This is a genomic window from Sphingomonas sp. 1185, assembly GCF_040544655.1.
Taxonomy (GTDB): Bacteria; Pseudomonadota; Alphaproteobacteria; order Sphingomonadales; family Sphingomonadaceae; genus Sphingomonas.
Map to the genome: position 1 here is coordinate 1 of NZ_JBEPKL010000042.1, position 23604 is coordinate 23604.

Annotated in this window: 24 protein-coding genes; 14 read left to right on the forward strand and 10 right to left on the reverse strand. The window is 61.7% G+C overall.

Annotated features, from left to right (window positions below):
- Positions 1–244 precede the first annotated feature (244 nt).
- The 3 genes from ABIC44_RS18500 to ABIC44_RS18510 are packed head-to-tail and all read left to right on the forward strand — an operon-like array spanning position 245 to position 2188.
- On the forward strand, positions 245–892 hold the full coding sequence (locus ABIC44_RS18500; RefSeq protein WP_354296884.1) for a nucleotide-binding protein: 648 nt from the start codon (positions 245–247) through the stop codon (positions 890–892).
- A 2-nt stretch (positions 893–894) separates the two neighbouring features.
- Positions 895–1188: a ribbon-helix-helix domain-containing protein gene (locus ABIC44_RS18505; RefSeq protein ID WP_354296885.1), complete on the forward strand. Its 294-nt coding sequence runs from the start codon at positions 895–897 to the stop codon at positions 1186–1188.
- A gap of 46 nt (positions 1189–1234) precedes the next feature.
- Entirely contained in the window at positions 1235–2188 is a 954-nt protein-coding gene (locus ABIC44_RS18510; protein WP_310107110.1) for a replication initiator protein A, read from the forward strand.
- 519 nt (positions 2189–2707) lie between these two features.
- On the opposite strand, the gene ABIC44_RS18515 is transcribed toward ABIC44_RS18510, so the two are convergent.
- From ABIC44_RS18515 to ABIC44_RS18535, 5 genes are read right to left on the reverse strand one after another with little or no spacing between them, the layout of a single operon-like run.
- Positions 2708–4252, reverse strand: a complete 1545-nt coding sequence (locus ABIC44_RS18515) for a type IV secretory system conjugative DNA transfer family protein (protein ID WP_354296886.1) — start codon at positions 4250–4252, stop codon at positions 2708–2710.
- The gene (locus ABIC44_RS18520) at positions 4252–4533 is read right to left on the reverse strand and encodes a hypothetical protein (protein WP_354296887.1); all 282 of its coding nucleotides are present in this window, start codon (positions 4531–4533) and stop codon (positions 4252–4254) included. Before ABIC44_RS18520 ends, ABIC44_RS18515 begins: the two co-directional genes overlap by 1 nt.
- Positions 4517–4900 carry a hypothetical protein gene (locus ABIC44_RS18525; RefSeq protein WP_354296888.1) on the reverse strand — a complete coding sequence of 128 codons (384 nt, stop codon included), beginning with the start codon at positions 4898–4900 and terminating at the stop codon, positions 4517–4519. The genes ABIC44_RS18520 and ABIC44_RS18525 overlap by 17 nt, the downstream gene beginning before the upstream one ends.
- A complete protein-coding gene (locus ABIC44_RS18530) occupies positions 4897–5124 on the reverse strand; it encodes a conjugal transfer protein TraD (RefSeq protein ID WP_354296889.1) in 228 nt (75 codons plus the stop codon). Before ABIC44_RS18530 ends, ABIC44_RS18525 begins: the two co-directional genes overlap by 4 nt.
- 16 nt (positions 5125–5140) lie before the next feature.
- On the reverse strand, positions 5141–5467 hold the full coding sequence (locus ABIC44_RS18535; protein ID WP_354296891.1) for a conjugal transfer protein TraD: 327 nt from the start codon (positions 5465–5467) through the stop codon (positions 5141–5143).
- 168 nt (positions 5468–5635) lie between these two features.
- Here ABIC44_RS18535 and traA point away from each other — a divergent pair, with 168 nt between their 5' ends.
- Entirely contained in the window at positions 5636–8557 is a 2922-nt protein-coding gene (gene traA / locus ABIC44_RS18540; protein ID WP_354296893.1) for a Ti-type conjugative transfer relaxase TraA, read from the forward strand.
- A 33-nt stretch (positions 8558–8590) separates the two neighbouring features.
- Positions 8591–9292, forward strand: a complete 702-nt coding sequence (locus ABIC44_RS18545; RefSeq protein WP_354296894.1) for a DUF6118 family protein — start codon at positions 8591–8593, stop codon at positions 9290–9292.
- A 396-nt stretch (positions 9293–9688) separates the two neighbouring features.
- Here ABIC44_RS18545 and ABIC44_RS18550 read toward each other — a convergent pair whose 3' ends face one another.
- Positions 9689–9970: a hypothetical protein gene (locus ABIC44_RS18550; protein ID WP_354296895.1), complete on the reverse strand. Its 282-nt coding sequence runs from the start codon at positions 9968–9970 to the stop codon at positions 9689–9691.
- 232 nt (positions 9971–10202) lie between these two features.
- On the opposite strand from ABIC44_RS18550, the gene ABIC44_RS18555 reads away from it, so the two are divergent.
- From ABIC44_RS18555 to ABIC44_RS18580, 6 genes are all read left to right on the forward strand, one after another.
- Positions 10203–10823, forward strand: a complete 621-nt coding sequence (locus ABIC44_RS18555) for a hypothetical protein (RefSeq protein WP_354296896.1) — start codon at positions 10203–10205, stop codon at positions 10821–10823.
- 75 nt (positions 10824–10898) lie between these two features.
- Positions 10899–12242, forward strand: a complete 1344-nt coding sequence (dcm, locus tag ABIC44_RS18560) for a DNA (cytosine-5-)-methyltransferase (RefSeq protein WP_354296897.1) — start codon at positions 10899–10901, stop codon at positions 12240–12242.
- On the forward strand, positions 12196–12702 hold the full coding sequence (locus ABIC44_RS18565; RefSeq protein WP_354296898.1) for a very short patch repair endonuclease: 507 nt from the start codon (positions 12196–12198) through the stop codon (positions 12700–12702). Before dcm ends, ABIC44_RS18565 begins: the two co-directional genes overlap by 47 nt.
- Entirely contained in the window at positions 12689–13930 is a 1242-nt protein-coding gene (locus ABIC44_RS18570) for a type II restriction endonuclease (protein WP_354296899.1), read from the forward strand. The genes ABIC44_RS18565 and ABIC44_RS18570 overlap by 14 nt, the downstream gene beginning before the upstream one ends.
- Positions 13931–14458: 528 nt before the next feature.
- Positions 14459–15073 (forward strand): hypothetical protein, encoded by a 615-nt coding sequence (locus tag ABIC44_RS18575; RefSeq protein WP_354296901.1) that lies wholly within the window; start codon positions 14459–14461, stop codon positions 15071–15073.
- 161 nt (positions 15074–15234) lie between these two features.
- Positions 15235–15756 carry a hypothetical protein gene (locus ABIC44_RS18580; RefSeq protein WP_354296903.1) on the forward strand — a complete coding sequence of 174 codons (522 nt, stop codon included), beginning with the start codon at positions 15235–15237 and terminating at the stop codon, positions 15754–15756.
- A 13-nt stretch (positions 15757–15769) separates the two neighbouring features.
- Here ABIC44_RS18580 and ABIC44_RS18585 read toward each other — a convergent pair whose 3' ends face one another.
- Positions 15770–16351 (reverse strand): recombinase family protein, encoded by a 582-nt coding sequence (locus ABIC44_RS18585; RefSeq protein ID WP_354296904.1) that lies wholly within the window; start codon positions 16349–16351, stop codon positions 15770–15772.
- A gap of 255 nt (positions 16352–16606) precedes the next feature.
- Between ABIC44_RS18585 and ABIC44_RS18590 the strand changes: the two genes are divergently transcribed.
- Positions 16607–17404 carry a class I SAM-dependent methyltransferase gene (locus tag ABIC44_RS18590; protein ID WP_354296905.1) on the forward strand — a complete coding sequence of 266 codons (798 nt, stop codon included), beginning with the start codon at positions 16607–16609 and terminating at the stop codon, positions 17402–17404.
- Between the two features lie 127 nt (positions 17405–17531).
- Here the strand turns inward: ABIC44_RS18590 and ABIC44_RS18595 are convergent, their stop codons facing one another.
- Both ABIC44_RS18595 and ABIC44_RS18600 read right to left on the reverse strand, forming a co-directional pair.
- Positions 17532–17714, reverse strand: coding sequence for a hypothetical protein (locus ABIC44_RS18595; RefSeq protein WP_354296906.1), 183 nt, complete (start codon positions 17712–17714; stop codon positions 17532–17534).
- Between the two features lie 76 nt (positions 17715–17790).
- Positions 17791–20631, reverse strand: coding sequence for a TonB-dependent receptor (locus tag ABIC44_RS18600; RefSeq protein WP_354296907.1), 2841 nt, complete (start codon positions 20629–20631; stop codon positions 17791–17793).
- Between the two features lie 215 nt (positions 20632–20846).
- Between ABIC44_RS18600 and ABIC44_RS18605 the strand changes: the two genes are divergently transcribed.
- Complete coding sequence (locus tag ABIC44_RS18605; RefSeq protein ID WP_354296908.1) at positions 20847–21818, forward strand: hypothetical protein; 972 nt, start codon at positions 20847–20849, stop codon at positions 21816–21818.
- Positions 21819–21846: 28 nt separating this feature from the next.
- Positions 21847–22851, forward strand: coding sequence for a ferritin-like domain-containing protein (locus ABIC44_RS18610; RefSeq protein ID WP_354296909.1), 1005 nt, complete (start codon positions 21847–21849; stop codon positions 22849–22851).
- On the opposite strand, the gene ABIC44_RS18615 is transcribed toward ABIC44_RS18610, so the two are convergent.
- Positions 22848–23435, reverse strand: coding sequence for an IS5 family transposase (locus ABIC44_RS18615; protein WP_354296910.1), 588 nt, complete (start codon positions 23433–23435; stop codon positions 22848–22850). The two genes, ABIC44_RS18610 and ABIC44_RS18615, sit on opposite strands and share 4 nt — an antisense overlap.
- Positions 23436–23604: the final 169 nt, after the last annotated feature.

Below are 23604 nucleotides of genomic sequence, written 5' to 3' on the forward strand. Positions count from 1 at the left end.
TGATCCCGAGCATGACCTTCAATGTACCCCATGCCCGAAGATTACACCGTCCCGGTACGCTCGGGAATCCACAACCCTGTTTTCGGACGGTCTGCATCCCAATCGGGATGACCGTATGCGACACCCCGTGGCTGGTCGGTCGTTGGCGTAATCCCCTGCCCTGCACATCAGGCACCCCAATAGCGGTTGTGCGACCCTGCCATTCTGCATATTATCAAATCAGAATTTTTGAAGGTGTGCACACTTGCATATTATCACGCTTGCAGCGCAAAAAGGGGGTGTCGGTAAAACGACGCTGGCGGTGAATCTGGCGGTTGCCGCGGAAGCGGCCGGGATAAAGACCGCTCTTTTCGACCTCGATCCGCAGGAGAGCGCGACTGCTTGGAGTGAGCGACGGACAGCCGAATTACCCCATGTCGAACCGATCAGCGCGCGCCGCCTCGATCAGGCGATCGACGCCGCAGAGGCCAGCGGCTTTGCGCTTACGATCATCGACACACCGCCCGCAGCGGGCGCGGAAGCCGCAGCAGCGGCGCAGCGTGCTGATCTGGTCGTCATCCCTTGTCGTCCGTCGTTGATTGACCTCGATGCGATCAAACGAACGGCGCAGCTTATCACCAGTACCGGGCGAATGGGCGTGGTCGTGCTGAATGCAGCACCCCCCACCGCAACCACATTGCTGGACGATGCCAGAACGCTTGCCGAGGCGACCGGCTTACGGGTGTCGCGTGCCGTATTGCGGGAGCGCAGCGCATACCGAGCGGCATGGCCTTACGGCTTGGGCGTCATCGAGCATGAGCCGAAAGGTAAAGCTGCCTTGGAGATTGCAGCCTTGCAGAAACACATCTTTGATGATGTGATGAATTGCACACCTGCAAATGTGAAGGCTTGATTATGGCGAAACGGACTTCCTTGTTGGGGCCGGCAGTAGCGTCCCCCTCCCCTCGCGACCCAGAGCCGGACCATCAGCCAGCTTCGCCGACCTCACCATCGAGTGCAGCACGGTCTAGTGGCAAGCGACCGGGAAAGTATCACCTTGGCGCATATTTTGATCCGGCCGATCCTACGGCGGAGGCGTTTCGCGTCTTGGCAGCGCGGACACGGCGGAGTCACCAAGACCTACTTGCCGAGGCGATCAGCGAGCTGGTCGCCAAGTATGATGCCGACAAGCAATTCGGCCGTGCGTAATAATGTGCACATCTGCAAATATGCAGGACGGCAGGATTGAAGCGTCATGACCAAGCGCCAGAATCCCAATCCCGAGTTTGATCTATTCATCCCGTTGATGGGCGACCTCCCGCTGAAGGATCAGCGGGAGACGATGGAGAGGCCGTTTTTCTCACTCCAGAAGCGCAAGCGGGTGAAGCCGATCGAGTATAGTAGCCCGGACGGCGAGACGTGGGTGAAGATCGAGGCGATCCCTGCCTACGGCATGGCGACGATCTGGGACGCCGATATCCTGATATGGGCGGCGTCCACGCTCAATCGGATGCGAGAGCAGGGGGTTAACGACCTTCCCCGGACGCTCAAAACGACGTCCTACGACCTATTGCGGGCGATCAAGCGCGACACCAGCGGCCGGGCCTATCAGGAGTTGCAGGCCGCACTCCAGCGGCTTCAGACGACTTCCATATCAACCTCGATCCGCGCGCCCAAGCGGCGGACCAAGGCAGGTTTCAACTGGCTCGATAAATGGACGCTGGAGGTGGACCCGGACACCGACCAACCGCGTGGGATGACCATTACGCTGTCGGATTGGGTATATGAGGGAATTATGGGGGAGCGGTCGCTGCTCACCATGCACCAAGATTATTTCCTGCTGACCGGCGGGCTGGAACGCGCCCTGTATCGTATCGCGCGCAAGCACGCCGGCAACCAGAAGGGCGGGTGGACGTGTCGCGTGGAGGTGCTGCGCGACAAGACCGGCAGCGACAGCAAACCCAAAGAGTTCAACCGGATGCTCCGCAAGGTGGTGGAGGCTGACCAGCTCCCTGATTATGCGATGCAGATGACCGCAACAGCAGATGGTAGTCCTGCCGTGCTGTTCCGGCTTCGGGGAGAAGCGGAGGCACTAGCGCTGACAGCCAGGTTGGAGGCTGAGCAGGAACGGCGGAACAGGTTCGATGCCGATCGCCGCCGCGCCGCCGAGGTGGACGACCTGATGGACAAGCTCGCCGGCGAACGCTGACTATCGTGGTATCACACACCGCAAGGCTCGTCCGTATCAGATGCGGAGGCGGGCAGCAGGCGTTGAGAGCGCGGATCAAGCAATAATCGACCCGCAGAACAGCAAGCGATCATCGTGGGATCACACACCGTGCAGTCGTGGGATCACACACCGCGCTATCGTGGGATCACACACCGAATCACGTGGGATCACACACCAGCCACTTGCTCAACTCATTGCAGGAAGGCGATTTTTTGGCATCTTTTTGCCCCTTAACCTTCTTAACGATTCCTATTTAACAGAATCACTTAACCCCACGACGCGGCTCGAACAAAAGAAAGGAGAGTGCGGAATTGCCCTTTGGGCAATACGCTTTCGTTTCGTGCCGGCTATCGCCGTCACAGGAGCGGCCTTACGGCCGCAAGCTTCCGGGAAAGGCCAAGCCGATCCGGCGGTGTGTACCTGTCAGCGTCACGCTCGTTGAAAGGGCAGGGTGGGGAGATACCCCGAACCAATCGTCGGGTTCGCCGGTGTGTGCGATTACTCCGGATCGTAGAGGCCGGCGAACTCGCGTTCGGCATAGTAGCGGATCTTGCCGACGACGAGCGGGTGCTCGCCCTGCCGCAGCAGCAGGAGGTCGTCGGGGTTCATCCGCATGATTTCATCGGGCGTCGCCAACCGGCGCGCGGCGACATGGCTGCTGGCGCTTTCCGATCGGGTGCCGTCGCTGAAGATGCTTGCCGGGCCGGACGTGCCGAACGTCTCATATTCAATGGTGGTGTCGCCGATCGTGCGCGACAGCATGTCGGCGGTGGCAAGATCGTTGACCCCGAACGTCTGGATCACGCCGGCGTTCGACATGAAGGTGCCGGCGCGCTCGCCATAGGTCGCCTTGAGCTGGTGCATGTCCTGGAGGATTGGCCAGAGCTGCATCCCGTACCCCGCCATCAGCCCCATCGCGCGCTCCACCGGATCGAGGCGGCCGAGCGCAGCGAACTCATCGAGCAGGAACAGGACCGGGCGTTCCGGCCGGGCAGGGGAGCGCGCCATGTCGGCGACGGCCTGGGCGATCAGCAACCGCAGCCAGCGCGCATAGGTATCGAGCCGATCGGGCGGCAGGCACAGGAACACCGTGCCCGGCCGCTCCTTCAGGTCCGCGAACCGGAAATCGGCCGCGGACGTGCTGTCCACGATGCGCGGGCTGTCAAGGAAGTGGGTGTGGCGCTGGGCGGACGACAGCACGCCCGCGGCCTCGCGATCGGACTTGCCGAGGTGGCGGTTGGCGGCGCGCGCGATCAGGCCGTGCGCCCCGGTGCTGGCCTGCATGTCGGCGAGCAGCGCGGCGAAGCCGGCGGGATCGCGGGTGAGCTTGTCGCGCACCGTCGCCAGCGTCGCGCGGGACATGGGTTCATGGATGATGGTGTGCAGGATGATGCCGGCGATGAGCGCCTTGGCTTCCTCGTTCCAGTGCGCCTCGCCCGACTGCCCCGGCGCGTCGTGGACCAGCGCGTCGGCGACCGTCTGCGCATCTTCCGCGAGGTCCGGGCTTGTCGCATCGAGCCACGCCAGCGGGTTGTAGCGGGCCGCTGGACGCCCGGAGACGCCGAAGGGGTCCAGGCACCACACATCGCCCTTCGTGGCGCGTGTGCGGGCCGTGACGCGGGCATTCTCGCCTTTGGGGTCGATGCAGATCACCGAGCGGTCGAGCAGCAGCAGGTTGGGAATGATCGTGCCGACGCCCTTGCCCGACCGGGTGGGCGCCATCGTCAGCAGATGGGCTGCGCCATCGTAGCGCAGCAGTTTGTTGTTCCGACCCGACCGGCCGATGATGAGGTCGCCCGATCCTTCCAGCTTCGCCAGGTCGCGCCGGTCGCCGAAGCGGGCCGAACCCATCAGGGTGTTGTGATTGCGGCCGCGGCGGTTGAACTTCCAGATGCCGAACAGGGTGAGGCCCGTCAGCAGGAACGGCACGTCGGTCGCGATTTCGCCGACGCCGAAGATGCCCTTGAGCGAGGCGTTGCTCGCCATCAGCACGACGAAGACGATCAGCAGCGCCCATAGCGGTCTGATCCGGCGGGGCGGCATTACCACCCCGTTCCGACAGGCGTGATCGCTAGGCTCCGATCGGCGTCGGGATGATCCATCAACTTGAGGACGATCTGCGTGGCCAGATCGGGCGGCACCGCTTCGTCGCGGAGCATGTCGAACAGCGCTTCCTCGACTGGCGAGTATTCCAAGCCCTCGATGACGTTGTTGTGGCGCGCGTCCGCATCGGCCCGGTGCCAGTCGGCGGCTTCCACCGGCGTGCCGCGTACATAATCCAGCGCACGGACCTCCGCCCTGACTGCTTCAACGTCCAACGGCATCGACGTGTCTCCTTGTCAGGAACCCGGCCGCGCCGAGCAGGAATCCGCAGAACAGGGTCTGGAGCTGGAGCGACAGGAATCCGAAGGGCAGGCCAAGCCCGTAGAGGGCATAGCTGTTGATCGCGACATCGCTCAGGATGATGGCGGCACCCAGCGCCAGCCCGACCGGACGCCGCCAGATCAGCAGCATCGCGGCGAGCGGATCGAGCGCGGTCAATGCGGTCCAATAGACGTTCATCCAGACCGGCGCGTCGTCGAACACGATCCACCCGACATTGATGAGGTGGAGGGTGTGCGTGATCGTGCCGATCGTGAAGCCGGCGACCAGCACGCAGACGACGATCCGCTCGATCACCGGGCGGTTCATGCCGTCGTTTCCGATGCTTCCGCTTCCGCGTCGAATGCCCGCCTACCGCGTCGCTTCCAGAGCGCCAGCACGTCGCCGGCAGCGTCGTCCCGCGCACGTCCGACCAGCTCCAGCAGCGCGCCGTAGATGGTCGCGCGATCGTCATCGGCGAGGTCGACCAGCCCGGCCTTCTGGATGAGGCCGCCCAGCTCGATCAGGTGACGGGTACGCTCGCGACGTTGCACGACCCAGCTCCGCGTATCAGTCCGACGCCGCGCCGCTTCCAGGCGCAGGACCAGCGCCCGGTTGTGGCGCTCCGCTACTGCCGTCGCCGCCAGCCTTTCGTGAACCTTTGCGCCCACGCCGCTGAAAGAAGGCGGCCCCCTTCGCGCGCCACGCCTCCTTCGCATCGGCATCCTTCGTCGCGACGGCATCGAGCAGCACGCCGGCCAGCATTTCCATGTCGAGCGCATCGGCCCCGGTGGAGGTAACGAGCGTCCCGAGCTGTTCGACCCGGCGCGCCTTCAAGGCCCGTGCCTTGTCTTCCAGCGCCTTCAGTTCCGCATCGTAATCCCGCACCCTGCGCATGGTGCCTCCGTCTTGCGTGTGATCCACACCAACCTAGCAAACCCGTAGGTGAGGACAACCGCGAACAACAAGCACCACCAAGTCAATCAGGAGATGCACAGCAGATTGTGAGTGCGCGCTTATACGTCGTTGCCGACGTGCACTAAGAAAGGTAGAAACAGAAGCGCGATGGCGATCTACCATTTCAGCGCCAAGGTCATCAGCCGCGCGAACGGTTCCAGTGCCGTCGCGTCGGCTGCCTATCGCTCCGCATCCGAGCTGCCCGACCAGCGGCTTGGACGATCGCACGACTTCTCGAACAAGACCGGCGTCGTTCACTCCGAGGTGATTTTGCCGCAGGGCGCGGCGGAGCGTTTGAGCGACCGCACCACGCTCTGGAACGAGGTAGAGGCCGGGGAGAAGCGCAAGGACGCGCAACTCGCCCGCGAGGTGGAGTTCTCGATCCCGCGCGAGATGAACGAGAAGCAGGGCGTCGCGCTCGCCCGCGACTTCGTGAAAGAGCAGTTCGTGAAGCGCGGAATGGTCGCGGACCTCAACGTGCATTGGGACAGGGCGAAGGACGGCAGCCCGAAGCCGCACGCGCATGTCATGCTGTCGATGCGCGACGTGGGACCGGACGGGTTCGGCAAGAAGAACCGCGACTGGAACAGCACGGAGCTGTTGAAGGAGTGGCGCGAGGCGTGGAGCGCGCACGTCAACGAGCGGATGGCGGAGCTGGGACTGGACGCCCGGATAGACCATCGCAGCTACAAGGCGCAGGGCATCGAGCTGGAGCCGCAGCACAAGATCGGGCCGATGGGAAAGCGGCACGAGCTGGAGGGGCAACCGCACCGCAACGCCGAGGATCATGTCCGGATCGCGCGTGAGAACGGCGAGCGGATCATCGCCGATCCGCGCCATGCGCTCGATGGTATTACCCGGCAGCAGGCGACGTTCACCACCCGCGACCTGGCGGTGTTCGCGTTCCGCCATTCGGACGGCAAGGAGCAGTTCGACCGGGTGATGGCGGCGGTGCGCGCCAGCCCCGAGCTGGTCGCGCTGGGCAAGGACGGTCGCGACCAGGAGCGGTTCACCTCCCGCGACATGATCGCGACCGAGGCGCGACTGGAGAAGGCCGGCGACGAGCTGGCGCGCCGCGGCGATCATGGTGTCGGCGATCGGCAGCGGGATGCCGCGATCGGGGCGGCCGAGGGGCGGGGGCTGGTGTTGTCGGGCGAGCAGCGCGACGCCTTCGACCATATCACCGGACGCGACGGGCTGGCGTCGGTCGTCGGCTATGCCGGCACCGGCAAGTCGGCGATGCTGGGCGTCGCGCGGGAGGCGTGGGAGCGGGAAGGCTACCAGGTGCGCGGTGCGGCGTTGTCGGGGATCGCGGCCGAGAATCTGGAGGGCGGATCAGGCATCCGATCCCGCACCATCGCCAGCCTGGAGCATGGCTGGGCGCAGGGATGCGATCAGCTCGGGCCGAAGGACGTGCTGGTCGTCGACGAAGCGGGCATGATCGGCACCCGCCAGATGGAGCGGGTGCTGTCCCATGCCCGTGACGCCGGCGCGAAGGTCGTGCTGGTGGGCGATCCTGAGCAGTTGCAGGCGATCGAGGCGGGCGCGGCGTTCCGATTGATCGCCGAGCGGCACGGCGCGGCGGAGATCACCGAGGTTCGCCGGCAGCGCGAGGACTGGCAGCGGGACGCCACGCGGGCGCTCGCCACGGGTCGCACGGGCGAGGCGCTGGATGCCTATGCCGCGCACGGGATGGTCCATTCGGCGGACACGCGCGAGGCGGCGCGGGCGGAACTGGTCGACGGGTGGGATCGCCAGCGCCAAGCCGAACCGGACAAGGCCCGCATCATCCTTACCCACACCAACGCCGAGGTCCGCGAACTGAACGGGGAGGCGCGCGACCGGCTGCGCGCTAGCGGGGAGCTGGGCGAGGACGTGGCATTCGCGGCCGATCGGGGTGCCCGCGACTTTGCGGCGGGCGACCGGCTGATGTTCCTGCGCAACGAACGATCGCTGGGCGTGAAGAACGGCACGTTGGGCACGATCGCGCACGTCACGCCGGATGGCATGACTGTCCGCCTCGATGGCGGGCGCGAAGTGACGTTCGCGGCGAAGGACTATGCTGCCGTCGATCACGGCTATGCCGCGACCTTCCATAAGTCGCAGGGCGTGACGGTCGATTACGCGCACGTCCTCGCCACGCCGGGGATGGACCGGCATAGCGGTTATGTCGGCCTGTCGCGGCACCGCGATGGCGTGCAACTCCATTACGGCCGCGACGACTTCGCCGATCAGGGTAAACTCACGCGCGTGCTGTCGCGCGACCGCGGCAAGGACATGGCCGGAGACTATGTGCCCGACCGCAGCCAGCAGGACCATGCCCGCGCCTTCGCCGACCGGCGCGAGATCCGGTTCCCGGAACTCGCGCGCCAGGTGGTCGAGAAGGTCCGCGACAAGGCGCGGGGCATGTTCGCCGGGTTCCGGCCGAAGCCGGTCAGGGAGCAAGGGGGTCCGATTATCACCACCCCTTCAGCGCCTGAGGCGCAGCCCGACCAGGCAGCGATGATGCGACGCTATGCGCGCGCCGCGGCCGATATAGGCCGGATGCGCGATCAGGGTCTGCCGGTACTGCCGCATCAGGAGACGGCGTTGCGGAAGGCCGGCGAGGTACTGGATGCCGTCCGCCCCCATGCCGCGCGCGACCTCGCATCGGCGCTGGCGCGCGATCCGAAGCTGATCGAACAGGCCGCCGGCGGCAACACGGGCGGTGCGGTGCGGGCGATGGCCGAGGAACAGCGTGTCCGGCTCGATCCCGATGCGCGTGCCGATCGGTTCGTGGAAGGCTGGCAGGCGATGCAGCGGCAGCGTGCCGGTCTGGAGCGTGCCGGCGACAGCGCCGGCGCCGAGCGGATACAGGCACGCATGGAGAAGGCAGCGGGCGGGCTTGCCCGCGATCCGCAGCTCGAATCCGCGCTGCGCCGGCGTGCGCCCGAGCTGGAGATCAGGATCGAGCGGGAGCGGTCGATCCGCGTCTCGCTGTCCGCATCGATCGTGCCGGCGCGCGACCGCGACCGGGGGATGAGCCGATAGGCTTCGTGCTTTCATACGGGAAAAGGGAACGGGATGAACGACGATCACGAACCGGATGCCGCGGCGGAAGCATTCGAGGGCGTGCGTGGCGAGCTGGCCCTGTTGCGGCGTGCGATCGAGCGACTGGCGGCCGAGCGTGCCGAGGTGCCAGAAATCCCCGATTACAGCGAGACGCTGGGCCGGATGGCGAAGGCGCTCAACGGCACCATGCAGAATGTCGCCATCCTGGCGAAGGCGGCCGAGGACAATGTCGCGCCGCGCTATGTCGCCGACCGGATCGTTGCGGCCGGTGCCCATGCCCGTGACGAGGACCGGCGCATGATTGCGACCGCTGGCGAGAAGATGGACCGCGCGACCACCGCGTTGCACGGGATTGGCGGTGTCGCCCGCCGCGCGGACGAACAGCGTCGGACGCTATGGCAGGTCGGGGCAGGGGCGTGCCTGGGCGGGATGCTGTTGTGGACGGTCGTGCCGGGTGTCGTCGCCCGCGCGCTGCCGGATAGATGGCAGGTGCCGGAATGGATGGCGGCGCGCACGCTCGACCTGCCGAAATGGGAAGCCGGACAGCGCTTGATGCGTGCCGCGGCACCGGATGCCTTCGCCAACATCGCCGCGGGGGATCGGATCATCACCGCCAATCGCGTTGTGCTGGAGGCATGTCAGAAACGGGCGAACAAGGCAGGCGGCGCGGTGCGTTGCATCGTGAATGTGGAAGCCCGCCGGAACGTGCGGTGACCCGGGGAAGGCGGTGGATCACATGCCGGGAGCGGCGTCCCGCCCCCGGTATGTTTGATCGGTTACTTCACGCCGCGAGGAATCCGGTTAAGTCCCCACTTTAAAAAAATCAAAAGGGAACTACCTAAAAACCACTTGTAAGAAAAACTACCAAGAGCGATCGTAACAGGAATAGATATAAACATTTAAATACCTCGAATAAAACATAAGCAAAATCCTTTGCTTTGTTGATAAAGTGCAGTCATGGCGATTTCCTTGACTGCGGAGCCATAGTAACGCGGGGGCGGCAAGGGCGTCCATATCTTTTTTCGCGATGCTTCCGCACCGCCGCTAACCGCGGGGCGCTGGCGGTGAAGCCAGACAGAAATGTGGGGGCATCAATGCCCCCACCGATCCTCAGGCGGTAGCGCCATGCCCTTCAGCGTCACCGTCATGATCGCCCCAGCCAGCCGCGCGAGCCATCCCGATCAGCGTCTCGATGTCCTCGATAGTAGGAATGCGCGCCTGTCCGCGGGCGGGCTGAAGGCTGCCGTCTGGTCGTCGCCAGATGAAGCGATAGCCGCGTTGAAATTCGCCCTCCCCGTAGTCGTACCGCCCCCACTGGAAGCACAGCACCCATCCCGCATCGCCTTTCGGCAAGCGGACCTCATCGAAAACCGTCACTCTCGTCGTCGCCATATCAGCCTCCATCACATGCGCATCACATGCGCATCACATGTGCATCATTTGTGTAGCACATGTGATGAAAATTCAAGTGCACCCTGCTGGTACTGTTGACCCCGGGATGTTTGCGATGATTCCATGCCAAGGGGGTGAACCGGGCCACCAAGCCGACTCCGGGTCAGCTTGCACTTCAATAGTATAGATGGCTGAGATAGGAACATGGAGAGAACGCTGGAGAGGCAGGGTCGTGGAAGGCAGCAGCAAGCGCGTAACCGCACAGATCGGAAGAAAGCCGGCGGCAAACATCCATCATGCAACGCGCCTCGCCGAACGGATCGGCTGTCCGCTGAACCAGTTCGTAACCATCAATTATTCCAAGACGCAGTGCCCGGCCGATGATGCGACGGCAGCATTCCGCGACCTCCTGTCGGACTGGTTCGCCCGCTGGCTGCGCCGGCACCCCAAAAACAGGAAAGGCGTGGCGCCGGCCTATGTCTATGCATTCGAGGCGGCCGGCGGACAGATCGCGGTCCATTGGCTGGTTCATGTCCCGAAGGGGCTGATCCGCGAGTTCTGGCGTTTGGTGCCCGAATGGGTGGCGGCTACCGCAGGGCCGATTACCAGTCCGGCAGCGATAAAGCATCGTCGCATCTATGGTGTCGTCGGTGCCAAGCGATACATCCTCAAGGGCATGGACCCGCACTTCGCCCGCCTCTGGCAAATCCGGGCATCGCCACAAGGCAACATTGTCGGTCGTCGCAGCGGCTTCAGCCGGAGCCTCGGCCCGGCTGCGCGACGTGCGGCTGACTACCGCCCGCAACGCTATCAGGCAGGACAGTGGGCAGCGGCAGCATCTGCAACATTCTGACGATCCTCACGGGATAAAGCCCATCGCGTATCGTCAATCAGGAACCAGGAATGGACTGTAAATCGACACGACAGCGTGACGATTCGCCTTTTGTTCTTGCGTGGTGGGAGTCTTCGCGACAGAGTGGCACAAATCTTCCCAGAGGTGCCCGTGCGTCCTTCCGTTTCCGACTTCTCCCGCCTCCGCACCAGCGCCGGTATCAGCATCGACGCCTTTGCAGCCAGTTCGGGCTTCTCCCGTCGTACTGTCTATCGCTGGGAACGCGGCGAGGCCCCGCCCCGCAAGGCAGCGGTGCGGATGCTGGACACGCTGATCCGCGAACACCGGCAGGCTGTCGCGCCGGCCAGCACGAAGGCATTTCGTTTCATCGACCTGTTCGCCGGCATTGGCGGTTTGCGTCGCGGCTTTGACGAGGAAGGCGAATGCGTCTTCACCAGCGAATGGGACAAATACTCGCAGGCGACCTATCTCGCCAATTACGACTGCGGACATGAGGTAGCCGGCGACATAACGAAGGTGCCGGTGGAGAGCATCCCGGCGCACGACCTGCTGCTGGCGGGCTTCCCCTGCCAGCCCTTCTCAATCGCGGGCGTGTCGAAGAAGAACGCCCTGAACCGGCCGCACGGTTTCGCCGACGAGACGCAGGGCACGCTGTTTTTCAACGTGGCGAAGATCATCCAGCATCATCGTCCGCGCGCGTTCCTGCTGGAGAACGTCAAGAATCTGGTCAACCACGACAAGGGCCGGACGTTCGAGGTGATCCACCGCACGCTGACGCAGGAGCTTGGCTATCAGGTCCACTGGAAGGTCATCAATTCCAAGGCGTTCGTGCCCCAGCAGCGCGAGCGCATTTTCATCGTAGGCTTTCGCGATCCGAACGCCTTCACCTTCGCCGATCTGGAATTGCCCGACCCGTTCGCCGGGCCGCGGCTAGGCACGATCCTGCATCCCGAGGACGGCACCGAGGAACTGGACCCCCCCTACACCCGCGGCAACATCGCGTCGGTGTCGGAGAAATACACGCTGACCGATCACCTCTGGCGCTACCTTCAGGGCTACGCCGAGAAGCACAAGGCGGCCGGTAACGGGTTCGGGTTCGGGTTGGTCGGGCCGAACGACGTCGCCCGCACCCTGTCGGCGCGCTACTACAAGGACGGATCGGAAATCCTTGTCGAGCAGAAGGGGAAGAACCCGCGCCGTCTGACCCCGCGCGAGTGCGCCCGCTTGATGGGTTTCGATGAACCCGGCGGGCGGGACTTCATCATCCCCGTGTCCGATACCCAAGCCTATCGCCAGTTCGGCAACGCCGTCGTCGTGCCGGTGGTGAAGGCCGTTGCCGCGCACATGATGCCGTGGCTGGTCGATCGCGCTGATGCGGAGCCGGAGCAGCCGGAGCGGATCATGGCCCTTGCCGGGTGATGTAGTCGATCCGGCCACCCGAAGCCGCATGATGGCCGGGATCAGGGGGAAGGATACCAAGCCCGAGCTGGTCGTGCGGCGCGGCCTTCATGCCCTTGGGTTCCGGTTCGTTCTTCACGATCGCCGCCTGCCCGGCAAACCCGATATGGTGCTGCCGCGCTGGCGTGCCGCGGTCTTCATTCATGGCTGTTTCTGGCACGGGCATGACTGTCCGCTGTTCCGCTGGCCGGGCACACGTCAGGATTTCTGGCGCGAGAAGATCGGCCGCAACCAAGAACGTGACGCCGAGGTCGAGGCCGCGCTTGACCATACCGGATGGCGCGTGCTGAAAATCTGGGAATGCTCGATGAAAGGCCCCGGCCGGATCGGGGCTGATGCCATCATGCCACTCGCGGCCGACTGGCTTCGCTCCGATCGGAAACAGGGGGAAATCAGGGGGACGCTGCGTGCCGGTGGGTGATCTTGTCGAGTGGCTGGACGAATATGGCGGCCCCGGCTTCGTCTGGTACGTGAAGCGCCTGTCGGGCAACGACACACTGGCGAACGAGAGCCATCAGGCCGGACCCTATATCCCGCGTGAGGTGCTGTTCGACTTCTTCCCGATGCTCAACCAGCCGGCGGTGAAAAATCCGGACGTACGGTTCGACCTCTATGTGGATTCCCATCCCGACCATCAGCAGGTCCGGGCAGTCTGGTACAATAACAAGCTGCACGGCAATCCGAAGGGCGGGCGTAACGAGACGCGGCTGACCAATTTCGGCGGTCAGGCGTCTGCATTGCTCGATCCCGACAGCACCGGCGCGCTGACCGTCTTCGCTTTCAGCAAGGTCGATCCGCCCGAAGTGCCCGACTGTCACGTCTGGGTCTGCCGGCATGAAACGGAAGAGGATCTTGTTGAGGATCGGGTCGGGCCGGTTGAACCGGGCAAGTGGCTGCTATGGCCGCCGGCGCAGGGCGGATTGCTTGGCCTGTTGCAGGCCCCGCCCGTGCGGGCGAATTGTTGGCTGGCTGATGATGAAATCCCGGCGGCATGGCGAACGAAGTTTCCATCGGGTGCCGACATTATCCGCAAGGCGGTCGAGCTACGTGCTGACGCTAGCCTCGATCCCGACCGGCGGTTGATGCGTCGCCGCGATTGCGAGTTCGAGATTTTCCGAAGCGTGGAACAGGCCATCGAGCTGCCTCATATCCAGGCCGGGTTCGCGACGGTCGATGACTTTATCGCTCGCGCCCAGACCGTCCTCCAGCGTCGCAAGGCCAGGTCCGGTCGGTCCTTGGAGTTGCACACCCGCGCGATCTTCATGGAGGAGCGGCTGGTCGAGGGCACGCACTTCGCCCACCAGCCGGAATCCGAACCAGGCAAGCGGCCCGACTTCCTGTTCCCGTCGATTGACGCCTACCGTGACTCGAGCTTCCCGGCAGACCGGCTGCGGATGCTGGCAGTCAAGACGACGTGCAAGGATCGCTGGCGGCAAATCCTCAACGAGGCCGATCGTATTTCCGACAAGCACCTGCTGACATTGCAGGAGGGCGTGTCGGAACCGCAGTTCCGCGAGATGACCAATGCCGGCGTGCGGCTCGTCGTCCCCGCAGGTATCGTTGACGCTTTCCCTAAGGACGTTCGGCCCCATCTGCAGACGCTGGAGAGCTTTATCGCGGATGTGCGGCTGCTGCCGATCGGTGGCTAACATCCAGCCGTATAATTTCGGGTAAGGCATTGCTTCGGCGATCGGCCGGGCGGAGGCGGATACCCTCCCTTGACAATCCCTCCGCCACCGCTCCACCGTATCACCCGCACCACAGCGTCACCATATCACCGCATCACCGGAGATATGGTTAGAGAAGCGCGGTAATCAGCCAAATACGACGATATAAAAATTCTAAAAGTGCCAACTCAGAATCTGAGTTGGATTGAAAATGCTAATACAAAGTGCAACTCGTAGTCATATGAGGCCTGCTTAGGCGCATAATGGCTGGCGTTTGCAGTTGAGTTGTCGTGGCTAATGTGGGACAAGAGGCCATCGCAAGACCGAGTGACGGCCGGCTTCCACCCCCGGACCCGATCACTAAAGCGCCTGGTGATGCGGGAGCGCGAGGTTAGGCGAAGGGGGCGGTGTCCACAGCCGTCCCCGCCCGAATGTCGGTGTCCAAAGCCGGCTTCTGAATGTCGTTCGGGGCCGGTGTCCAAAGCCGGCCCCCTTTAAAAAGGAATGGAAATGGCGAAAACTCGGTCCATTTTAGCAAGGCAGTTAGAAGCTCGGTCTAAAATATGGCCTGATGTTAATAATCATATGCTCTGGGATAGAACAGAAAGAGACGGGTTCTCTACTGTTCCGCGAGCTATGCCGCTCATAATGAATATCATGGACGGGCTTTCTGGCAAGGGATTTCCAGTAGGGCAAACCTATTTGGAAATGTGGTGCAGGCTCTATGATGAGCTTTTCATTACCCTGAACAGGCCTGAAGAGATGGCTTTTTATGCGGGGTTTACCGGACAGCGTGCAGTTCGGACATGGAGAGACCGTGTAAAACGCTTGGCAGAATTAGGGTTTATAGATTTGAAATCTGGCCCTCTGGGCGAAATGTCGTATGCAATTTTCTTCAATCCGTACCACGTTATAAAAAAAGCCTATATATCGGGTAAAGTAGCAGAAGATAAGTTTCGTGCGCTGGTAATCAGGGCTAACGAAATTGGAGCTTTCGACCTCGACGATATTGACGACAGCGGTAATCTGATCCCGCTTCCCAGCGATGATGATGACGAGGAAGAAGAAAAAAAGCCTGTTTTAAAAAAGCAGCCACGCCGGAAGAAAATCGTGAAAGCGGCCTGATCGCAGCGGAGGCTGAGGACGGACACGGATTTATCCTCGCTTTCCGAGGGAAGGCTATCGTTTTGACCGTGAATTATCCTCGCTTTTGTTCAGGATTTATCGTCATTGAAGCTGCTGTTTTGTTTGCTGATATTGCGGTCAGCACATGAAAGGACCGGCAGATGAACAATGCAGCAAAGCGCGGACGCGGCCGACCGGAAGGATCGGGTCTGAACGATGGGCCTGTCCTTGCCAAGATGGCGGATATGATGATCGCGGCGCCGACGTTGAAACCGACCACGGCAGCCAAGCGGGTGCTGGACGCACCGGATGAGGCAACGATCCGTCGCCTTCAGGCCAAGTGGAAAAAGGCTGGCCAGCGGTATCTGGATCAGGCTCGTGGCCGGCGCAATGCGAAGATCAACCGGCAGACGGAATCCGGCCCGGGTTTGCGGGTTGCCCGGAACATCGCGCTTGCGCAGCTCGCAGGCCAACGCATGTCGGGTGGTGCGATGTTGCTGGCTGGTATGGACTCCCCTGCCCTTCGTGCGATCCGCGCGGTGCAGGAGAACTCAACGGTTCGCCTGATGCAGGAGATCTACAACAGGCCGGAGATGCGCCTGATGCGCGAGCTGTACGACAGTCCGCAGATGCGGCTGGCGCGGGAAATGGACAAGATGCGTCGGCTCGCCGAAGGGCTTTGATACCGGGACAGGATCATATGTCGGCAGTGGCTGCTTCCGGACGCTCGCTCGCCGGGAACTGCCGGTAGAAGGTCGAGAGGCCGACGCCCAAGAGCCTTGCGATCCGGGCCGGCTTCTCCCCCACAGCGAGCAGCTTGCGGGCCGTGTCGATCCTTTCGGGCGTCATCACCAGCTTGCGCCCTCCCCCAGTGCTGCCCTTCTCGCGCGCTGCCGCCAGCCCGGCGATCGTCCGCTCCTTCACCAGCTCGCGTTCCATCTCCGCGACCGAGGCTAGGATGTGGAACAGGAGCCGGCCCGATGCCGTCGATGTGTCGAACCCGTCCGTCAGTGATCGAAAGTCGATCCCCCGCTCCGACAGGTCCGCGGCCAGCGCAATCAGACCCTGGATCGAGCGGCCGAGCCGATCGAGCTTCCAGATCACCAGCGTGTCGCCGGCGCGTGCGAAGCCCAGCGCCTCGACCAGTCCTGGCCGGTCGATCTTCGCGCCGCTCGCCTTGTCCGTGAACACCTTCTCGCACCCGGCCTTTGCCAGTGCATCGAGTTGCAACGTCAAGTCCTGATCGGCCGTCGAGACACGCGCATAGCCGATCAACATCTTTCCCGTTTCCCCGTCTAAATTGGCAGTTTCGGGAATTGTAAATCGGGAACAGGTTTTGGGAAAGCGGAACCCGCAGGCGGCCGTCAGCGCGATCGGCGCGGCGGGATTCCCGTCACAGGTTCGTTTGCGGGAAGGCCCTAGCCTTCAGCCATTGGCACGGGTGAGCGTATTAACGGCTTGCTACATCGGCGCTGACCAATTATTCGGCCCGTACTTGCGAAAGCAGAATAAGCTTGCGGAGGAGATTCCGTAATGTCGCCAATCACTTCCGGCAACAGCGAGCAGTATAGCGACAGTCAGAAACTAGCCGCTCGTGCTCGCCTTCACAGCAATTATACCGTCGCCGAGATCGACTGGTTTCCTTGGGTGATGAAGCAACTACCTCTTCAAGCGGGAAATAAGGTCCTCGACGTCGGATGCGGTCCAGGCTGGTTTTGGGAGTCTACCGCGAGTGAACTTCCAGAAAATCTGCAAATCACGCTTTCAGATTCATCGCCAGGCATGGTTCAGGAAGCGGTTGGTCGGTGCCAGTCACTGCCGTTCGAGTCGGTCGTGGGCAAGCAGGCCGACGCGACTGACCTTCCTTTCGAGGATTGTTCCTTTGACGCGGTCATAGCCATGCACATGCTTTATCATCTTCCAGACCCATCAAAGGGGCTCGCGGAGATGCACCGCGTTTTGACGCCTGGCGGTTTCCTTGCCGTGACCACAAACGGAGCAGGCAACAGCCGCGAACTGTATCGGCTAACGACCGTGTTCGGTAGCGAACCGTTCGACCCGGCCGGCGCTGCATTCGGATATGCCGAGGCCGAGCGGTCCATGCAGGCCGAGTTTGGCAACGTGAACATGGCGGAGCACCCGGCCATCCTGCGGGTAACAGAGCCGGAGGACGTATTTCTAGCCCTCACCTCTTATCCCCCTGGTGACAGGGCCGACGAGGCACAGCTTGCCGCATTTCGTGAGGCCATCGCGGAAGCATTCAGGGCAGGAAATGGCGTTCTCGAGGTCGGTAAGGAAAGCGGACTCTTCATCAGCCGAAAGGCGGCATGAAGCGGGGCGCGCAGCTACCGCTTTCCCAATTCACCATCCCAAACGAGACGGCGCAGGCCGTCTCGTTGGTCGTTCCTTTTCAGGAGAAGGCCTCAGCGTTAAAACGTCACCATAACGATCATGTTTGCTATGCAGCCAGGTACTGGATCGCGTCCCGCAGATCCCGTGCCCGGTGCAGCCGCTGACGGCCCACCTTCGTCGTGCGGGCCAGCAGCGGCGCGATGATCGCCCATTCCCCGTCGGTGCAGTCGTTTGCATACTGCAGACCTCTCCTGTCATGCTCGCGCCGAGCGGTTTCGGTCCAGCCCATGTGATCTCCGTGGTCTCGCAACCCTCGGTCAATCACAACTGGCTGAAATCGCTCAACTCAATTTTCGGTCGGGCTCTTAGAGACGGGCGCGCAGCGAGAAGGCGAAATTGCGTGAGAAATATTTCACGTCCTTGGGCGTATCATAGGTTCCCCAATAGCTGCGATCGCCACTGCGGGTCAGGTTCGACGCTTCCACACCGATCGTCACATTCTTGGTGAGGTCATAGTTGATCGCGGCGTCCAGACGCTCGACGGGGTCCAGGAACAAATTGTTGTACGGATTCCCGCCATCCAGCCAGAGCTGGCGGCGAGAGCGCCAGTTATAGGCGACACGTATGTTCAACCCACTGCGCTCGAAAAAGCCGGTGAGATTGTAGACATATTTCGAGACGTAAAGCATCGGCCCAAAGACAAACACGGTGTTGCCGTTTTCGTCTTTGGAGGGATTGGCTTGCCGTGTGAGGTTCAACGTACCATTCACCGATCCGCCGAACGACTTCAGGAAACCGGGCAGGAAGGTGAAGAAGGTCGTCAACTGACCCTCGATGCCCCGATGACGTCCGATGCCGAGATTATAGGGGCGTGTGATCTTGATCGGAATGCCCGGACTTTCCGGCATATATTCCACCATGGTGTCGTTTGCGATCAGTCCATTCTGATTCCACTGCCAAACGGCGACACTCGCCGAGCCGGTCGAACCGAAATACCATTCGAGAGAGGCATCATATTTGCTGAGACTGACCGGCCGAAGCTGCGCGTTGCCGCCCCATCCCGTGGCGTTGCCCGGGTCTTGAAGATTCAGGCTCAGAACCGGATTAATCTGGTTCGCCGTCGGACGACCGACCTCATAGGTATAGGATGCCCGCAACTGCAGCTTCGGCGTGAAGTGCATGATGGCGTTGACGCTTGGCAGGATGTCCAGCGTGTTGCCCTTGGGCGTGAAGAAGGTATCGGTCTTGACCAACGTCTTCAGGCCATCGTTGTTGGTCACGAACGCCTCGACGTGGCGAAGCGATTGCAGTGAGGTTATGTTGTTGACCAGCCGTGCTCCGATGATCCCCTCGATCGGGAAGAACAGTTTCATGTTGTAATGGAACTGACCATATCCCGCATAACCACCCTCTGCCCCGGAAAAGGCGTTATAGGGGTCATATGCCGGGAAAGTCTGGGCCAGCTTCGGGTATATCGGCGTCAGCAACCGGCGTATCGTCGGGAAACTCGCGCGGATCGAGTTGGTATCACCGATCAACCAATTCGCATTCGACGAGCTCTGGAATTGTCCACCCACCTGGACGAGTTTGTAATCCGGCAACTGGCTGATTGGCAGTCTTAGCGACGCATACCAATTGCTACCATAATTATAATCATAGGTTCGACGGTTGTAGCGAAATCCAAATTTAAAGTTGTCGATAAAATTCCAGAATGTATTGAATTTCAAATCGGCCTTGATTTCGGTTTCAGCGCTGCGAGAGTCGAGGCGCTGTTGGCCAAAATTGTCGATATACACATAATTTTTCGGGTCGAGCGTATCGATATTCTTGAAATCGACCTTGACGCCACCCAGCGGATCATTCGGATCATTGAAGATCACGTCCACCCGCGGCTGTTGGCTGAAACGGACCGAGTGATACAGGCTGTCGGAATAACGGTTCGAGCGCTGGTAATTGGCCCAGGCGTTAAAATCGATCCGCTCGTCGGTATATTGCACCTGAAAGCGGCCATTATAACCCTTGGTCGTTTCCAGATAGGATGTACGCCCGGGCCCCATCGGGTCCAGACCGTAGAGCGACACCGATTTCACGAGGCGACCGTCGCTGGCCAATACCACGTTGGACAGGCTGGGCGGCGCATTCATCGATTCCGAATAACTGATCGGAATCCAGAAGGTGCTGTCGGCCTGCAGCGCCTGGCGGTTGGAATAGCCGCCCTCCACGGTGATCGCCCAGTGATCGTCGGGCTTCCACTGCGACGAGATCTGGAACGCGCCACGCTTGGACCATCCGTCGGTGCCGGCGAACCCGACGCGGAAAGGAAGATAGATTCGCGCCGGGGTAGAGGTCGGCAGCACCGGCTGTCGGATGCTGGTCAACAACGACGGCAATTCGTTGAAACGAACAGCTTCATTATACCCGACCTGATTCCAGGTGCCGTTGACGGAGAAGCCCATGCGACCGATCGGCGTATCCTGATTATAGGCGACCAGCGCGCTGTAATACGGGTTCACCTTCTTGATTCGATCGGAATAATCGAAGCGCGAGCTGATTGCGTAGGTCGCACCCGGCTTGAAATCGGTCGGACGCCGCAAGGTCAGATTGATGACGCCCGTCCGGCTGCCTTCGACCTGATCGGGCGTACGAGTCTTATAGACCTCGATCCCCGCGACGAGATCCGAAGAGATGTCGTTGAGATCCGTCGTTCGGCCGCTGGAGGAAAAGGTAGGCGAGCCGTTGACTGTGGTCATCACGCCATCAAGGCCGCGAATCAGCACCTTGCCCCCCTCGCCGCGATCACGGTCGATCTGGATACCGGGTACGCGGGCTAGTGCCTCCGCGACGTTTTTGTCAGGCAACTTACCGATATCCTGCGCCAAAACGACATCGACGATCTGTTGCGCGCGCCGTTTTGCGCTCCGTGCACTCTTCACATTCTCGCGAAGACCGGTCACGACGACTTCGCCCTCGAGACGACCAGACTCGCCATTGACCACAGGCGAGTTGTCTTTCGTCAAAGCTTTATTTTTCTTCGTCTTTTTTTGCCTCCTATCAGGATTGCCGCGCGTATCTGACGTCACCGTATCCGTGGCAGAAGACTGCGAAATCAAGTCTTTGTTTTTCGATGCAAAAGCCGCCTGAGAAGTACATGTGGCGGCAATGGCAAGCATAGCGGCACCGTTGATCAAATTTGCTTTACGCGACATTTTTCCGTTCTCCCCCCTCCTGAAACGGCACCGCGCCCCCCGCGCCAGCTCATTCCAGTTTGTATATTGTGTATGTAATTTTTTATCTTGTCTAACAAAAAATGATGGGTGATATTGCTTGTGTGGATGGCGGCCGTGAGAGCGCTGCCGTCTGCATGGGGGGATAAACCGAGGCACGACGAGCCCGGTTTGACATTGCGCGAAAGGGGGCTGCGATGGGAAAAGTCAGTCAAGTTGACAAGCATGAGGCGGGAGTGCTGGCGCCGGAGGGCAATTTCCGCCGCAATGCGCTGATCGCCCTGCTGGGGGGGGCAGCACTCACAGGATTCGCAGGCAGATCGCGGGCCGAAGTGTCATCATCGGTGGACAAGGTGCCGCTGCAATTCGCACTGCACATGCAATATCTGTCGACCAATTACCTGCAATTCCTGATCTATGGCGACAATCGGCAGCTACCCGCTCAGCATATTCGCGGCGGGGAACTGTCCGGCGATGCCGGTGTTGTTGCCCAGAATTTGCAGCAGGTGAAATTTCCAGCGACGGCCGAGCGCATTCTTCAATCGCGAATCCAGGAAATTGCCGACGAGCATTGGTATCAAACGCTCACGATCCGCGGGATGCTGCGCGCGGACTGCGTGGCTCAGACCTTTATCGATTATCGGCCGGAAGCCTTTACGCAGATGTTCCGCATGGCTGGTGCGATCGGCCCGAACGATACGTTCAGTCCCTATACCTCGCCGACGAACTGCCTGTTGGGCGCCGACGTGTTTCTGAGCGTTCAGGCTTCGACCTATGCCTCGATCCTCGCCAGCATGACCGATCCGGTCGCCATGGCGATGATGATGTCGATGGCCGCGTCGATCGCCAGCAACGTCACGTCCGTCCGGTCGATGCTGTACGACCTAGCGGACTCCAACCCGCAATTGATCGTCATGATGGACAAGCTTGCCGCGTGGCGCGACGCGATCGACGGCACGAGCACGACCGACCGTGGCATGTCGCCGGTGACGGGGGCCGACGGCAATGTCGCGACCCGCCTGACGGTCGTCGACGCCGACGGATGCTATCTGGCCCGGTCGCCGCAACAGGCCCTGAACGTCCTGTTCATGACCTCTGCCTCCGTCACCAAAGGCGGCTTTTTTCCGAATGGCATCAACGGCGGGATTGTCAGCAGCGCGGCAAATTGAGCGCGCTATCAAATTGGGGGGATGAGGGATGAACTCGAACGTGGATCGCGGTTTGGAAAGTCGGCGCGGATTTCTGGGGGTCATTGGCGGGGTCTCCGCGATGACCGGCATTGCCCTGCTGTCATCCTGCAAGGACGATGTCGTGGGGGCCGAGAATGTTCCAGCTCCGACCGCGACATCGACAACAGCGGTTTCGGTGCCGCCCACCTATACCGCGACGGATACCGATCGCCTGAATTTCGCGCTGCAACTGCACTATCTGGTCGCCTCGTTCCTGCAGGTCGGGCTGAACGGATCGGCGTTGGCGGCGAACTTGACGACCGGAAGCGGCACGTTGGGGCAGGTTTCCGGGGGGCGGCGCGTCACCTTTTCGGATCAGAAGCTTCTGGCCATCTTGCGCGAAGTCACGAACACCACCACGGCGCGCGTCGCATTCTTGCGCAAGACCTTGGGAAATGCGGTGACCGCCCAACCCGCAATCTCGATAGCAGGGGGGCAGAACAGCGCGTTTCAGGCGTTCTCGGTGCCGACCAGCACTACCGCACCGACCAGCTTCTATGATCCCTATGCGTCGGAGAATGACTTTCTGCTGGCGGCGGTCGGCCTGTCGGCGGTGCTGACCAGTGCGATGGACGAGCTGGCCTGGAACATGGCGACATCGACGCGAACCTATTTCGGACCATTGACGGCGGGCATTGCGGCCACGGATTCCGCTCTTCGCAACGTCCTCTTCACGCGTGCATCGGTCGAAACCACACCTGCGAATGGCCAGCCCACATTGTTCACGCGCGCAAGCAGAATGGCGAGCGCTCGCAACCCCTTTGATGGACCGGGAAATCGCGATCAGGATATCGGTTCGCGCGGTACGAGCCCCAATATCGGCATTACCGATGGCGCCAACTGGGTGGCCATCCGCCGTTCCCCGGAACAGGCGCTTGGCATCCTGTATACCTCGGTCCTGTCAGTGTCCTCGGGCGGCTTCTTCCCGGCGGGCATCAACGGCATCATCAAATATAGCGGTGCGAATAGCTAGGCGTCGTGGACAAAGGGCAGCCGGAGCAGGACTGATGCGAGGCTGACGAAGCCGATGTAGGACTCGGCGGTTTTATCATATCGGGTGGCGACCCGTCGCCAATTCTTGAGTTTGTTGAACAGTCGCTCGATCTGGTTGCGCCAGCGGCACTTGCCCCGATCATGCGCAGCCGGATTGCGACGGTTGCGCCGAGCCGGGATTACGGCCTCGACGTTCATGCTGGTCAGGGTGTCGCGAACCGCGTCGCTGTCATAGCCTTTATCCGCAAGCAGAGCGTCGATCCAGTCGGCGATCATGCGTATCAGAGGGCCGAAGCCTTGCGTGTCGTGCGCCTGGCCCGGCGTCAGGGCGAAGGTGAGCGGGCGACCTCTAACATCGCAGCGGGCGTGGAGTTTGGCGGTTAAGCCGCCGCGCGATCGGCCAAGGCGCTCCTGAGCGAAGTCGAAGGGCGCCTCGGCCTCGCCAATCCTTTTTTTATGTCCACGGCACAATGATGTGCCCGGACAATGGTGCTGTCGATCATGTCGGCTTGATCGTCGCGTTCCACCGCGCCGGCCAACTTTGTCCCAAATGTCAGCTATCACTGGTGGCTCTGACTGCTTCCCGATTGCCGCCGCCCGGTGGCATTATGAGAATGCGCCTACATTCCCAGTTCACCATCCAGACCGTCCGAAAACGCGATGCGAGGCGGTTCGGCGGGAGCGTTCACGGACGAAATCGCTGGAAATCGGATATTTGCCGACGCCTGCGCCT